The sequence below is a fragment of the Aeribacillus sp. SP014 genome (assembly GCF_054055575.1).
The window spans coordinates 755,034-768,103 of sequence record NZ_JBSRXI010000001.1; the positions used below are offsets into that span (position 1 = coordinate 755,034).

A 13,070-nucleotide genomic window follows, 5' to 3' on the forward strand; every position below is an offset into this window, starting at 1 on the left:
AGGAGGATAATTCATGTCCAAAGCGTATAGAGAAGCAGGTGTGGACATTCATGCGGGCTATGAAGCAGTTCGCCGCATGAAAAAGCATGTGGAAAAAACGAAGCGTCCCGGTGTTTTAGGAGGGATCGGCAGTTTTGGCGGAATGTTTGATCTGGCAAGCTTAGGATATAAGGAGCCGGTGCTTGTTTCCGGAACAGACGGAGTGGGAACGAAGCTGAAGCTTGCCTTTATGGCGAATAAACACGATACGATTGGAATAGACGCTGTGGCTATGTGTGTAAACGACATTTTGGCACAAGGTGCGGAGCCGCTTTTTTTCCTGGACTATTTGGGGCTCGGGAAAGCAGACCCTGAAAAAATTGAAAAAATTGTTAAAGGTGTTGCCGATGGCTGCCTGCAGGCGGGTTGTGCGCTCATCGGTGGAGAAACAGCGGAAATGCCCGGCGTATATGATGAAGATGAATACGACATTGCCGGCTTTGCTGTCGGTGTTGTCGAGAAAGAAAACATTGTCACAGGCGAACGGATCAAGCCTGGGCACTTTCTCATCGGCCTTTCATCAAACGGCATCCATTCAAACGGTTATTCACTCGTTCGCAAAGTGCTTTTGGAAGAAAATAAGCTTGATTTACATGAAATATACGAGCCTCTAACCGAAACGCTCGGAGAAGAATTGCTAAAGCCGACAAAAATTTATGTTTCTTCCGTCCTGCCGCTTGTGAAAGCATATAAAGTTGACGGCATGGCCCATATTACCGGAGGAGGGTTTATTGAAAACATCCCGAGAATGCTTCCGGAAGGGCTTGGAGCAGAAATCGATTTCGGTTCATGGCCGATTCATCCGATTTTTACCTTTATTCAACAGCAAGGAAATATCGATTTGTCTGAAATGTTTGAAGTGTTCAATATGGGAATCGGCTTTGTTCTGGCGGTCGAAGAAGATGTTGTTCAGCAGTGCCTTAATGAGCTTGAAAAGCTGGGAGAAAAGGCTTTTCTCATCGGCCGGGTAAAAGAAGGAAGCGGAATTCGGCTGAAAGGAGGGCCTTTTTCATGAAGCGGATCGCGGTGTTTGCATCCGGGAGCGGCTCTAATTTCCAAGCGATTGTAGACCATGTAAAGAGCGGGAAGCTAAAAGCAAATGTGATGCTTTTAGTTTGTGATAAACCCGGTGCTAAAGTGGTGGAGCGGGCAGAAAAGGAGCAGATTCCTGCTTTTGTTTTTGATCCGAAGCAATATGAGTCGAAGGAACAGTTTGAAGAAGATATTTTACAGCAATTGAGGCACTATCAAGTGGACTTTATCGTGCTGGCCGGCTACATGCGTTTAATCGGCCACACTCTTCTTGACGCTTTTGCGGGGAGAATTGTGAATATACATCCTTCCTTGCTTCCTGCATTTCCGGGAAAACATGCAATTGAACAAGCGCTCCGTGCCGGCGTAAAAATTACGGGTGTCACCATCCATTATGTTGATGAAGGAATGGATACAGGCCCGATCATCGCTCAGCGTGCGGTTGAAATCAGCGAAGATGATGATGCTAATACACTTGCAGAGAAAATCCATAAAATCGAGCATTCATTTTATCCTGAAACAATAGGAAAAATTTTAGAAAAATTAGAGGTGAAAGCATGACAATCAGACGGGCAATTGTCAGTGTATCTAATAAAGCAAACATCATTCCGTTTGTGCAAGAGCTTGTCAATCTTGGGATCGAAGTAATCTCCACTGGCGGAACGAAAAAGCTTCTTGAGGAAAATGGAATAGATGTCATTGGAATTCAGGAAGTAACCGGTTTTCCGGAAATTATGGACGGAAGAGTTAAAACGCTGCATCCTGTTATTCACGGGGGGCTGCTAGCGGTTCGCAGCAATGATATCCATATGAAGCAGATGGAGGAAAACGGTATTCAACCGATTGACTTAGTCGTTGTGAATTTATATCCGTTTAAAGAGACAATTGCCAAAGATGGCGTGACTTTTGAGGAAGCGATCGAGAACATTGACATCGGCGGGCCGACGATGCTTCGGGCTGCTGCAAAAAATCACCAAGATGTAGTAGTTGTCGTTGATCCTGAAGATTATCCCGTCATTTTAGCCGAACTGAAAGAGAACGGAGAAGTAAGCATAGAAACAAAACGGAAGTTGGCTGCCAAAGTATTCCGTCATACTGCTGCATACGATGCACTGATTGCGGAATATTTAACAGAGCAGGCAGGGGAAGAAGAGCCTGAATCGATTACTGTGACATTTGAAAGGAAGCAATCCCTTCGTTATGGGGAAAATCCTCACCAACAGGCAACGTTCTATAAAAAGCCGATCACGCCTCCATCATCTATTGCCGAAGCCGTCCAGCTCCATGGAAAGGAATTGTCGTATAACAACATTAAAGATGCGGATGCGGCACTTAGCATTGTCAAAGAATTTGATGGACCGGCAGCGGTCGCTGTTAAGCATATGAATCCGTGCGGCGTCGGCGCAGGTGAAACCATTTTTGAAGCTTATAATCGGGCATATGAGGCGGACCCGACTTCAATTTTCGGCGGCATTGTTGCACTGAATCGTGAAGTTGATCAGAAAACGGCTGAAAAAATGAGCGAAATTTTTTTGGAAATTATCATTGCCCCTTCGTTTAGCCAAGAAGCTCTTGAAATATTAACGAAAAAGAAAAATATTCGATTGTTAACGATCGACTTTTCGAAAAAATTCCAACCGGAGAAGCAGCTGACATCTGTTTACGGCGGCCTTCTTGTTCAAGATCAAGATATTTATACGCTCGATGACGCGAACATTTCAATCCCAACAAAAAGACAGCCGACTGAACAAGAATGGAAGGACTTAAAGCTTGGCTGGAAAGTCGTGAAGCACGTCAAGTCAAATGCGATTGTTTTGGCAAAAGATGAAATGACCGTTGGTGTTGGTGCAGGCCAAATGAACCGGGTTGGTGCTGCCAAAATCGCGATTGCACAGGCTGGCGAGAAAGCGAAAGGCAGTGCACTTGCATCAGATGCGTTCTTCCCAATGCCTGACACCGTTGAAGAAGCAGCGAAAGCAGGGGTTACAGCAATCATACAACCAGGCGGATCCATTCGCGATGAAGATTCGATAAAAAAAGCGGATGAATACGGAATTGCAATGGTCTTTACTGGAGTCCGTCATTTCAAACATTAAGAAAGGGGATGACTGATGATGAAAGTACTTGTTATTGGAAAAGGGGGCCGTGAGCATGCGATCGCTTGGAAGGCGGCCAATAGCCCTCTCGTTGAAAAAGTGTATGTCGCGCCTGGCAATGATGGTATGAAAGACGTTGCAATAAGAGTTCCGATTTCAGAAGAACAAACAGACGAATTGATCCAATTTGCCAAAACAAACAACATTGATTTAACCATTGTTGGTCCTGAAATTCCTTTAATGAACGGTATTGTCAACGAATTTGAAGACGCTGGATTAACTGTATTCGGACCGAGGAAAGAAGCGGCAATTATTGAAGGAAGCAAATCATTTGCAAAAAATTTAATGAAAAAATATAACATTCCGACTGCCAATTATGAAACGTTCTCTGATTTTGCCAAAGCGAAGCAATATGTAGAAGAAAAAGGCGCCCCGATTGTGATTAAAGCGGATGGGCTTGCGGCGGGAAAAGGTGTCGTTGTTGCAATGACAAATGAAGAAGCAATTGACACGCTGTCCGGCTATTTAAAGGAAAATAAGCTGGGAGAAGCAGGAAAATCCGTTGTAATTGAAGAATTTTTGACAGGTGAAGAGTTTTCCCTTATGGCTTTCGTAAATGGAGAAAACATTTACCCGATGGTGATTGCGCAGGATCATAAGCGGGCCTTTGACGGAGACAAAGGACCGAATACAGGTGGAATGGGGGCTTATTCTCCTGTCCCGCAGATTTCTGATGATGTTGTTCATGAGTCTGTAGAGAAAATTTTAAAGCCGGTAGCGAAAGCTTTGAAAAATGAAGGAGCGGCATTTACCGGTATTCTTTATGCCGGCCTCATGCTGACAAAAGACGGCCCGAAGGTGATTGAATTCAATGCGCGTTTTGGAGATCCAGAAACACAGGTAGTTCTTCCTCGACTAAAATCAGACCTTATCGATGTGATGTTGAAAGTGTTAAAAGGAGAACCGGTTGAACTTGAATGGACAGATCAAGCGGTGTTGGGAGTCGTTGTGGCGGCGGAAGGCTATCCGGGCAGCTATAAGAAAGGAACACCGATCGGTTTGTTAAAGGTTAGTGCGGATGCCCTTTTATTCCATGCCGGAACAAAAGAGGAAGGCGGCCAATTTGTAACAGACGGGGGTCGTGTATACCTTGTGGCGTCATTTGGAGATAATTTAAAAAATGCGCAAGAAAAAGTGTACAAGCAATTAAAAGAGCTTGAGACGGAAGGTTTGTTTTATCGTAAAGACATCGGCTATCGCGCACTATAACGAATTTGGCTTTCAATATTCCGAACCGATGAATACTAATAAATAAAAGACATATCTACCACATATTTTATAAACCTTTCCAATGGGACAGGAGGTTGTTCCTGTCCTTTTCATTTTATAAAGGAATGTAATCGGCATTTTTGACATAGCTTCTTCTTAAACAACTTCCTATTTTGACCGCTCATTATTAAAAATAAACCAGCGTTTCTTCTATTAGGAAACGATCAATCTAGAAAGCCTCTGCACCGTTATCCCAAGTTCAAAATTTTGTAAGAAACTTTAGTGCTTTAATATTTTTCATATGTTAATATATAAAGTAACAGAGTCATTTTGAGTAATTACTTTTAATTGAGGAGGACTGAGCAGATCATGCGATCTGGTGCTTTTTGGAAAGCCCATGAAATTCGTGAACATCTAGATGTCGTTTCAAATAGATTAGCACCAACCTTGTGGCTGAAAAATGCAGTATTTTTACATCCATATTTAAACCAGTGGGTGAAGTCAAATATTTGGATTTATAAAGACCGCATTATTTATGTCGGCAATGAGGAGCCGGAAAAAACAGCAAATACTGAAATATTTGATTGCAAAGGACTTTATTTAGTTCCTGGCTATATTGAACCGCACGCCCATCCGTTTCAATTATATAATCCTCATTCGCTTGCACAACATGTATCGCAAACGGGAACTACAACACTAATATGCGATAACCTATTTTTGCTATTACAATTCCCAAAAAAGAAAGCGTTTTCTTTTGTTGAAGATATGCAATCTTCTCCAGTTCAGTTTTTTTGGTGGGCCCGCTATGACTTGCAAACGGAATGCAGAGAAGAAGATCAACTCATTCCGCCAGATGTCGTAAAACAATGGATCGAGCATCCAGCCGTTATTCAAGGAGGAGAATTGACAGGCTGGCCAAAGCTTCTTTTAGGGGATGACTTGTTTTTACACTGGATTCATGAGACAAAAAAGGTCGGGAAGCGTGTAGAAGGCCATTTTCCAGGGGCTTCTCGAAAAACATTGACAAAAATGAAATTATTTGGTGTCGATTCCGATCACGAATCTATTAGCGGAGAAGAAGTATACAATCGATTGTTATGCGGATACAGCGTGCCGCTCCGCTATTCTTCAATACGGCCGGATTTGCCGAAATTGTTGGAAGAGCTGCTTGCATTTGGAGTTAATCGTTTTGACGAAATGTTTTTTACAACGGATGGTTCAACGCCTGCTTTTTATGAAAATGGAATGATTAATCAGACCATTCAAATAGCGCTGGAGGCCGGAATTCCAGAGTTTGAGGCTTATAAAATGGCAACGTACAATGTTGCTAGATATTATATGCTTGATTCAAAATTGGGAGTAATCGGTCCTGGTAGGTTAGCCTCCATCAATTTCCTGGAAGCGAAAAATAACCCGAACCCAGTGGCTGTTTTGGCGAAAGGGAAATGGATTCAAAAAGAAGGTCAGGTGTTTGATCATTTCTCTCAAGCAGACTGGAGCAAATACGAAGTTGCACCGCTTGAAATTGATTGGGATTTGACAATGGATGATCTTCAATTTTCTATGCCGATGGGATTAAAAATGAGGAACACGGTTATCATTGAGCCGTATTCCATCACTATTGACAACTTCGTTGATGAACTTCCGCTAGATCATGACGAAAGCTTCCTCGCTGTCATCGATAAAAAAGGGAAATGGCGGATCAATACAATGTTAAAAGGCTTCGCAAAGGGGATAAAAGGCTTTGCAAGCACTTATTCAACGACTGGAGATGTGGTGTTGATAGGGAAAAACAAACAAGATATGATGCATGCATTTTCCAGATTGAAAGAAATCGGCGGGGGAATAGTATTAACGGAAAATGGCCAAGTGATTTATGAAATGCCTCTTAACATTAACGGCACTGCGTCATCGAAAAAATTTAAAGATCTCATTAAGGAGGAAAATGGTTTAGTCCAAATTATGCGAGAAAAGGGCTATAAATATTTAGACCCGATTCACAGCCTGCTCTTTTTATCCTGCACACATTTACCATATATCCGGGTTACACAGGAAGGAATTTATGATGTTATGAAAAAAACAATACTCTTTCCGACAATAATACGTTAAAATATAAAAGGGATAAATTAGTTAAGGTTGTGGATGAATGAAAAGAACATTGATTTTATTTACGATGCTTTTCTTTGTCTTTATAACAGCTTGCACAAATGAAAAAGAAAAAGAGAAAACAAATGACGAATCGTCATCATCTGAAAATCAGCCAGTTGAAAAAGAAACAGCCGTAAGCCCTTTGACAGGAAATGCTGCGACCGAAAGCATTGACAGCCGCCCAATTGCTGTCACGATTAACAACCATCCGAAAGCGAGGCCTCAATCAGGATTAAATAAAGCGGATATTGTTTACGAGGCTTTAGCTGAAGGCACGATCACGCGCTTTTTAGCCATTTATCAAAGCGAGAAGCCAAAAATTATCGGTCCAGTCAGAAGTGCGCGGGAATATTTTGTCGATTTGAGTAAAGGGTATGAAGCAATTTATATCAGCCACGGCTGGAGTCCCACTGCTAAAGAAATGCTAGAGTCAGAGCACCTAGACTATTTAAACGGTCTGTTTTATGATGGTACGCTGTTTTGGCGGGATTCAACCCGGAAAGCTCCTCATAACTCGTATATTTCTTTTGAAAATGTCGTAAAAGGAGCAAAAGAAAACGGGTATTCAATGACAAAGGAAGTTGCCCCGCTGCCTTTTCTTTCAGATGAAGAAATAAGCAGCATTTCTGGAGAAGAAATGTTAGAAGCTGTTGTTTCCTATGGTTCTAAACCGGAATGGCGCATTAAATATGTATTCGATCAGCAGCTAGGCCGCTATAAGCGGTATTCCGGGGACGAACTGACAGTCGATCGCGAAACGGAAGAACCTGTTCTTTTAGACAACATTTTTATTGTCCAAACGGATCATCGTTTTCTTGATGATTACGGTCGCAGAACGATTGATTTAAACTCTGGGGGCGAAGGAATTCTTTTGCAAAAAGGTATGATGAAAAGGGTCGATTGGAAAAATGTGAACGGACGCATCCTTCCTTATGAAAATGAAGAACAAGTAAAATTAGTTCCCGGCCATACTTGGATCAATATCGTGCCAGATTTGGATAAGGCTTTTCAAAATTCAGCTGAGAAAGGAGAATGATGCATGCAAATTGACAAGCTGCGGGGGAGAGAGTTAGACCAATTGTTCCGGGCTATCCTTTCTTTAAGAGATTTGGAAGAATGCTACCGTTTTTTTGATGATCTTTGCACCGTCAATGAAATCCAATCGCTTGCCCAACGGTTTGAAGTTGCAAGAATGCTTCAGGAAGGCTATACGTATCATAAAATTGAAACAGAAACAGGTGCATCGACAGCGACAATCTCCCGGGTAAAGCGGTGCTTGAATTACGGAAATGATGCTTATGCAATGGCGCTTGAAAGAATTAAAGATGACAACGCTTCGTCATAAATTTGGGCTGCTGGGTGAAATCAGCAGCTCTTTTTTAGTTTAGAACTTTTAAAACTCTGAAAGGCTTCTTCAACATAGCTTAAAAAAACCCCTCTCATATTAAAAAACTCTTTCTAAACATCTACAGACTTTCATTGATTCACCATTTTTTTGTCCTATTATAATTTGATATAATAATGAAATGGTATATGAAATGGAGGATTATGTATGTATGATGTGAACGAGTGGAGACATGTGTTTAAGCTCGATCCGGATAAAGTCATTTCCGATGAACAGCTTGAAAAAATTTGTGAATCAAAAACGGACGCTGTTATCATTGGAGGAAGCGACAATGTAACGGAAGATAATGTTCTTTCTTTGCTTTCGCGGGTGCGGCGTTTTCTCGTTCCATGCGTGCTGGAAGTATCGAATTTAGAATCGATTGTTCCAGGATTTGATTTGTATTTTATTCCGACGGTTTTAAACAGCCGAAATACTACATGGATTACGGAGCTGCATCACCAAGCAATGAAAGAGTTTGGTGACATTATGAACTGGAATGATATTTTAATGGAAGGTTATTGCATTTTAAATGGAGAGTGTAAAGCGGCAAAATTGACCGAAGCAAAGACGGAGCTTAATTTGGATGATATTAAAGCGTATGCGAGAATGGCGGAAAACATGTTTCATCTTCCGCTCTTTTATTTAGAATATAGCGGAACGTACGGCAATGTTGAAGCAGTAAAAGCAGCGAAATCGGTTTTAACGAATACTAGGCTTATTTATGGGGGCGGCATTCAAAATGCTGCGCAAGCAAAAGAAATGGCCGAGCACGCTGACATCATCGTTGTCGGGAATGCCATTTATGAAAATTTACAATCAGCGCTTGAAACTGTCCGCGCTGTTAAAGGGTAAAGAAAGTGAAAATGAGGTGAGTGTTGAATGCATTTTTTGACTGAGCAGCTCCTCTCAGGTTTGAATGAACAGCAGCAAAAAGCGACGAAACATACGGAAGGTCCTCTTTTAATCATGGCGGGTGCAGGCAGCGGCAAGACGAGGGTTCTCACCCACCGGATCGCTTATTTAATGGCAGAAAAAGGGGTAGCACCTTGGAATATTCTTGCTATTACCTTCACAAATAAAGCAGCGAGGGAAATGAAAGACCGGATTGAACAACTGCTTGGCCCTGGCGCTGAGGAAATATGGATTTCCACTTTTCACTCGATGTGCGTGCGAATCCTTCGCCGAGATATTGACCGGATCGGCGTCAATCGCAATTTTACGATATTGGATACATCAGACCAATTGTCTGTCATCAAAGGGATTTTAAAAGAACGAAACATTGATCCTAAAAAATATGATCCTCGAGCCATTCTCGGCACTATCAGCAGCGCGAAAAACGATCTCATTTCCCCGGAGGAATTTGCTCGTCAAGCAGGAGATGTGTGGGAGCAAATTGTCAGCGATATATATATCGACTACCAAAAAAAATTGTTGAAAAACCAAGCTCTTGATTTTGATGACCTCATTATGTCAACGATACTGCTTTTTCAACGTGTTCCAGAAGTACTTGAATATTATCAGCGGAAATTTCAATACATTCATGTTGATGAATATCAAGATACAAACCGCGCACAATACACGCTTGTAAAGATGCTGGCATCCCGTTTTCAAAATATTTGTGTTGTCGGCGATTCGGATCAATCGATTTATCGCTGGCGAGGGGCGGACATCGGAAACATTTTATCGTTTGAAAAAGATTATCCGAACGCTAAAGTGATTTTGCTTGAACAAAATTATCGTTCTACCAAGCGTATTTTGCATGCGGCCAATGAAGTCATTAAAAATAATATGAACAGAAAGCCGAAAAATTTATGGACGGAAAACCCTGAAGGGAAAAAAATTGTTTACTACCGGGCCGATCACGAAATTGGGGAGGCCCAGTTTGTCGCCAAGCAAATTCAAGAGCTCGTCCAATCAGGCAAAAGAAAACTTTCCGATATTGCTGTATTGTATCGTACAAATGCACAGTCCCGTGTCATAGAGGAAGTGCTGTTAAAATCGAATATTGATTATAAAATTGTCGGCGGCATTAAGTTCTATGACCGGAAAGAAATCAAGGATATTCTTGCATACATGCGTCTAGTGGCAAACCAGAATGATGATATTAGTTTGGTGCGAATCATCAATGTTCCGAAACGGGGCATCGGTGCATCAACCGTTGAAAAAATAATGAATTATGCAGCCCAGCAAGGTATCTCGATGTTTGCTGCTTTAGAAGAAATGGAACATATCGGGGTCAGCACTCGTGCTATGAAAGTGTTGACGGAATTCCGTGAATTGATCCAGCAGCTGTCACAAATGCAAGACTATGTGTCCGTTACAGAGCTTGTGGAAGAGATTCTTGACAGAACCGGCTACAGGGAGATGCTTAAGCAGGAAAAAACATTGGAAGCCCAAGGTCGTTTAGAGAACATTGATGAATTTTTATCTGTAACTCAAAACTTTGAAAAACAAAATGAGGACAAAAGCCTTGTCGCCTTTTTAACGGATTTGGCCTTGATTGCGGACATTGACCGCATTGATGAAGAGCAATCGGAGCAGAAAGATTCCGTGTTATTGATGACGATCCATTCGGCAAAAGGTTTAGAGTTTCCGGTTGTATTTATGATCGGGATGGAAGAAGGTGTATTTCCCCACAGCCGAGCCTTGATGGAAGAGGCGGAAATGGAGGAAGAGCGCCGGCTGGCATACGTCGGGATAACGCGGGCAGAGGAAGAATTGTATGTAACAAATGCGAAAATGAGGACCCTTTTTGGAAGAACAAACATGAACCCGGAATCTCGTTTTATTGAAGAGATGCCGAAAGAGGTTTTAGAAGACTTAAATGAAAAGAAATCTCCAAAGCCGAAACTAAATAGAACAATCGGAGCGAAATTAACGGGAGGAGATGTAAAGGCTTGGTCAGTAGGTGATAAAGCCGTGCACGGAAAATGGGGTGTCGGTGTTGTCGTCCGAGTGAAAGGCGATGGGGAGGATCAAGAACTTGACGTGGCATTTCCAAGTCCTGTCGGCATAAAACGGTTGCTTGCTAAATTTGCACCAATTGAAAAAGTACAGTAACTATTTGAAGGAAGGAATTGACACATATGGACAAACGTACGGCAGAAAACCGTGTAAAAGAATTGCACAAGCTTTTGAATCAATATAATTATGAATATCACGTTCTTGACAATCCGTCTGTTCCTGACGCAGAGTATGACCGCCTCATGAGAGAACTAATAGAACTTGAAGAAAAATATCCAGAGCTGAAAACCCCTGATTCTCCCTCCCAGCGGGTGGGGGGCGCTGTTTTAGATGCTTTCCGAAAAGTGGCGCACCGCGTGCCGATGCTAAGTTTGGCAAACGCTTTTAATGAGCAGGACTTGCGTGACTTTGACAGGCGAGTCCGCCAAGCAGTTGGGGATGTCGAATATGTAGTGGAGCTGAAAATTGACGGGCTTGCGGTTTCCCTTCGATATGAAAACGGCCTGTTTGTACAAGGATCAACACGAGGAGACGGCACGACGGGGGAAGATATCACGGAAAATTTAAAAACGATCCGCTCGATCCCTTTGAGACTAAAGAAAAATTTATCGATGGAAGTGCGCGGGGAAGCATTTATGCCGAAAGCATCATTTGAGAAATTAAATGAGGAGCGCATTGCAAAAGGGGAAGTTCCGTTTGCCAATCCGAGAAACGCTGCGGCTGGTTCCTTGCGCCAGCTAGACCCAAAAATTGCCGCGAAACGAAATTTAGATATTTTCGTCTATAACATAGCAGAGCTTGGCGATACCGGAGTGTCTTCTCATAGTGAAGCATTGGACTTGCTTGATGAACTCGGCTTTAAAACAAATCGTGAACGCAGAAAATGCAAAAACATCGACGAAGTGATCGAGCTGCTTGATCAATTGTTGGAAAAGCGCTCTCAGCTTCCGTATGATATTGACGGAGTTGTAATTAAGGTTGATAGTTTGCGTCAGCAGGAAGCGCTCGGGGCAACTGCGAAAAGCCCGAGATGGGCGATTGCCTATAAGTTTCCGGCAGAAGAGGTGGTGACGAAGCTGCTGGATATTGAACTCGCTGTCGGACGCACCGGCGTCATTACCCCAACAGCGATCTTAGAGCCTGTAAAGGTTGCCGGGACAACCGTCAAACGAGCTTCCCTTCATAATGAAGATTTGATTCGGGAAAAAGATATTAAGCTTGGAGACTTCGTCGTCGTGAAAAAAGCCGGGGACATCATTCCTGAAATTGTAAATGTTCTTGTTGACAGAAGAACAGGCAATGAACAGGATTTTCGGATGCCTTCGCACTGTCCCGAATGCAATAGCGAGCTGGTCCGGTTAGAAGGAGAAGTTGCGCTTAGATGCATTAATCCAAAATGTCCGGCGCAAATTCGCGAAGGTCTCATCCATTTTGTTTCCCGAAATGCGATGAATATTGAAGGACTAGGGGAGCGCGTCATCACCCAATTGTTTAAAGAAGGCTTGATTCAAGATGTAGCGGATTTATACAAATTAACAAAACCCCAATTGCTTCAGCTCGAACGGATGGGTGAAAAATCAACGGATAATTTGTTGCACGCGATTGAACGGTCGAAGGAAAATTCGCTGGAGCGCCTTTTATTCGGTTTAGGCATTCGCTATGTTGGGGAAAAAGCCGCCAAGATTTTAGCAGAGCATTTTGAAACAATGGAGCGGCTGCAAAGCGCGACAAGAGAACAATTAATCAACATACCGGAAATCGGAGAAAAAATGGCTGATTCCATCGCTACTTTTTTTGAACAGCCTGAAGTAAAAGAATTGATTGAAGAATTAAAGTCGTTCGGCGTCAATATGACGTATAAAGGTCCGAAACGGACAAATTCAGATGAAGGGGATTCGTATTTTGCCGGTAAGACAATCGTTTTAACAGGGAAGCTTGCTGAAATGTCCCGCAATGAAGCAAAAGAACAAATTGAAGCAAGAGGCGGAAAAGTTACTGGCAGTGTGAGCAAAAAAACAGATCTTGTAATCGCTGGTGAAGATGCCGGCAGCAAGCTTGCAAAAGCTCGCGAATTAAACATAGAGGTTTGGGATGAGTCTCGTTTACTTGAAGAACTAAGGAAATAGGAGAGGGAA

General features: G+C 42.5%; 10 protein-coding genes. All 10 read left to right on the top strand.

What is annotated here, in order from left to right:
* Positions 1 to 13: 13 nt before the first annotated feature.
* The 10 genes from purM to ligA all read left to right on the top strand — a co-directional run bounded on the left by purM (position 14) and on the right by ligA (position 13,061).
* Positions 14 to 1,054, top strand: a complete 1,041-nt coding sequence (purM, locus tag ACVIJU_RS03830; protein ID WP_311066580.1) for a phosphoribosylformylglycinamidine cyclo-ligase — start codon at positions 14 to 16, stop codon at positions 1,052 to 1,054.
* On the top strand, positions 1,051 to 1,632 hold the full coding sequence (purN, locus tag ACVIJU_RS03835) for a phosphoribosylglycinamide formyltransferase (protein ID WP_066252087.1): 582 nt from the start codon (positions 1,051 to 1,053) through the stop codon (positions 1,630 to 1,632). Before purM ends, purN begins: the two co-directional genes overlap by 4 nt.
* Positions 1,629 to 3,167 (top strand): bifunctional phosphoribosylaminoimidazolecarboxamide formyltransferase/IMP cyclohydrolase, encoded by a 1,539-nt coding sequence (gene purH / locus ACVIJU_RS03840; protein WP_311066579.1) that lies wholly within the window; start codon positions 1,629 to 1,631, stop codon positions 3,165 to 3,167. Before purN ends, purH begins: the two co-directional genes overlap by 4 nt.
* An 18-nt stretch (positions 3,168 to 3,185) precedes the next feature.
* Entirely contained in the window at positions 3,186 to 4,436 is a 1,251-nt protein-coding gene (purD, locus tag ACVIJU_RS03845) for a phosphoribosylamine--glycine ligase (protein WP_456687916.1), read from the top strand.
* Positions 4,437 to 4,805: 369 nt separating this feature from the next.
* A complete protein-coding gene (locus tag ACVIJU_RS03850) occupies positions 4,806 to 6,545 on the top strand; it encodes an adenine deaminase C-terminal domain-containing protein (protein WP_456687272.1) in 1,740 nt (579 codons plus the stop codon).
* Between the two features lie 37 nt (positions 6,546 to 6,582).
* Positions 6,583 to 7,620: a DUF3048 domain-containing protein gene (locus tag ACVIJU_RS03855; RefSeq protein WP_456687273.1), complete on the top strand. Its 1,038-nt coding sequence runs from the start codon at positions 6,583 to 6,585 to the stop codon at positions 7,618 to 7,620.
* Positions 7,621 to 7,623: 3 nt separating this feature from the next.
* Complete coding sequence (locus ACVIJU_RS03860) at positions 7,624 to 7,929, top strand: YerC/YecD family TrpR-related protein (protein ID WP_063388817.1); 306 nt, start codon at positions 7,624 to 7,626, stop codon at positions 7,927 to 7,929.
* Between the two features lie 207 nt (positions 7,930 to 8,136).
* Positions 8,137 to 8,823: a heptaprenylglyceryl phosphate synthase gene (gene pcrB, locus ACVIJU_RS03865; protein WP_063388812.1), complete on the top strand. Its 687-nt coding sequence runs from the start codon at positions 8,137 to 8,139 to the stop codon at positions 8,821 to 8,823.
* 27 nt (positions 8,824 to 8,850) lie between these two features.
* The gene (gene pcrA, locus ACVIJU_RS03870; RefSeq protein ID WP_456687274.1) at positions 8,851 to 11,031 is read left to right on the top strand and encodes a DNA helicase PcrA; all 2,181 of its coding nucleotides are present in this window, start codon (positions 8,851 to 8,853) and stop codon (positions 11,029 to 11,031) included.
* A gap of 26 nt (positions 11,032 to 11,057) precedes the next feature.
* A complete protein-coding gene (gene ligA / locus ACVIJU_RS03875; RefSeq protein WP_066250775.1) occupies positions 11,058 to 13,061 on the top strand; it encodes an NAD-dependent DNA ligase LigA in 2,004 nt (667 codons plus the stop codon).
* Positions 13,062 to 13,070: the final 9 nt, after the last annotated feature.

What these genes read in the sequence shown, in the direction of transcription:
- purM (WP_311066580.1), top strand. Translation starts at nt 14, where the DNA reads ATGTCCAAAGCGTATAGAGAAGCAGGTGTGGACATTCATGCGGGCTAT.
- purN (WP_066252087.1), top strand. Translation starts at nt 1,051, where the DNA reads ATGAAGCGGATCGCGGTGTTTGCATCCGGGAGCGGCTCTAATTTCCAA.
- purH (WP_311066579.1), top strand. Translation starts at nt 1,629, where the DNA reads ATGACAATCAGACGGGCAATTGTCAGTGTATCTAATAAAGCAAACATC.
- purD (WP_456687916.1), top strand. Translation starts at nt 3,186, where the DNA reads ATGAAAGTACTTGTTATTGGAAAAGGGGGCCGTGAGCATGCGATCGCT.
- ACVIJU_RS03850 (WP_456687272.1), top strand. Translation starts at nt 4,806, where the DNA reads ATGCGATCTGGTGCTTTTTGGAAAGCCCATGAAATTCGTGAACATCTA.
- ACVIJU_RS03855 (WP_456687273.1), top strand. Translation starts at nt 6,583, where the DNA reads ATGAAAAGAACATTGATTTTATTTACGATGCTTTTCTTTGTCTTTATA.
- ACVIJU_RS03860 (WP_063388817.1), top strand. Translation starts at nt 7,624, where the DNA reads ATGCAAATTGACAAGCTGCGGGGGAGAGAGTTAGACCAATTGTTCCGG.
- pcrB (WP_063388812.1), top strand. Translation starts at nt 8,137, where the DNA reads ATGTATGATGTGAACGAGTGGAGACATGTGTTTAAGCTCGATCCGGAT.
- pcrA (WP_456687274.1), top strand. Translation starts at nt 8,851, where the DNA reads ATGCATTTTTTGACTGAGCAGCTCCTCTCAGGTTTGAATGAACAGCAG.
- ligA (WP_066250775.1), top strand. Translation starts at nt 11,058, where the DNA reads ATGGACAAACGTACGGCAGAAAACCGTGTAAAAGAATTGCACAAGCTT.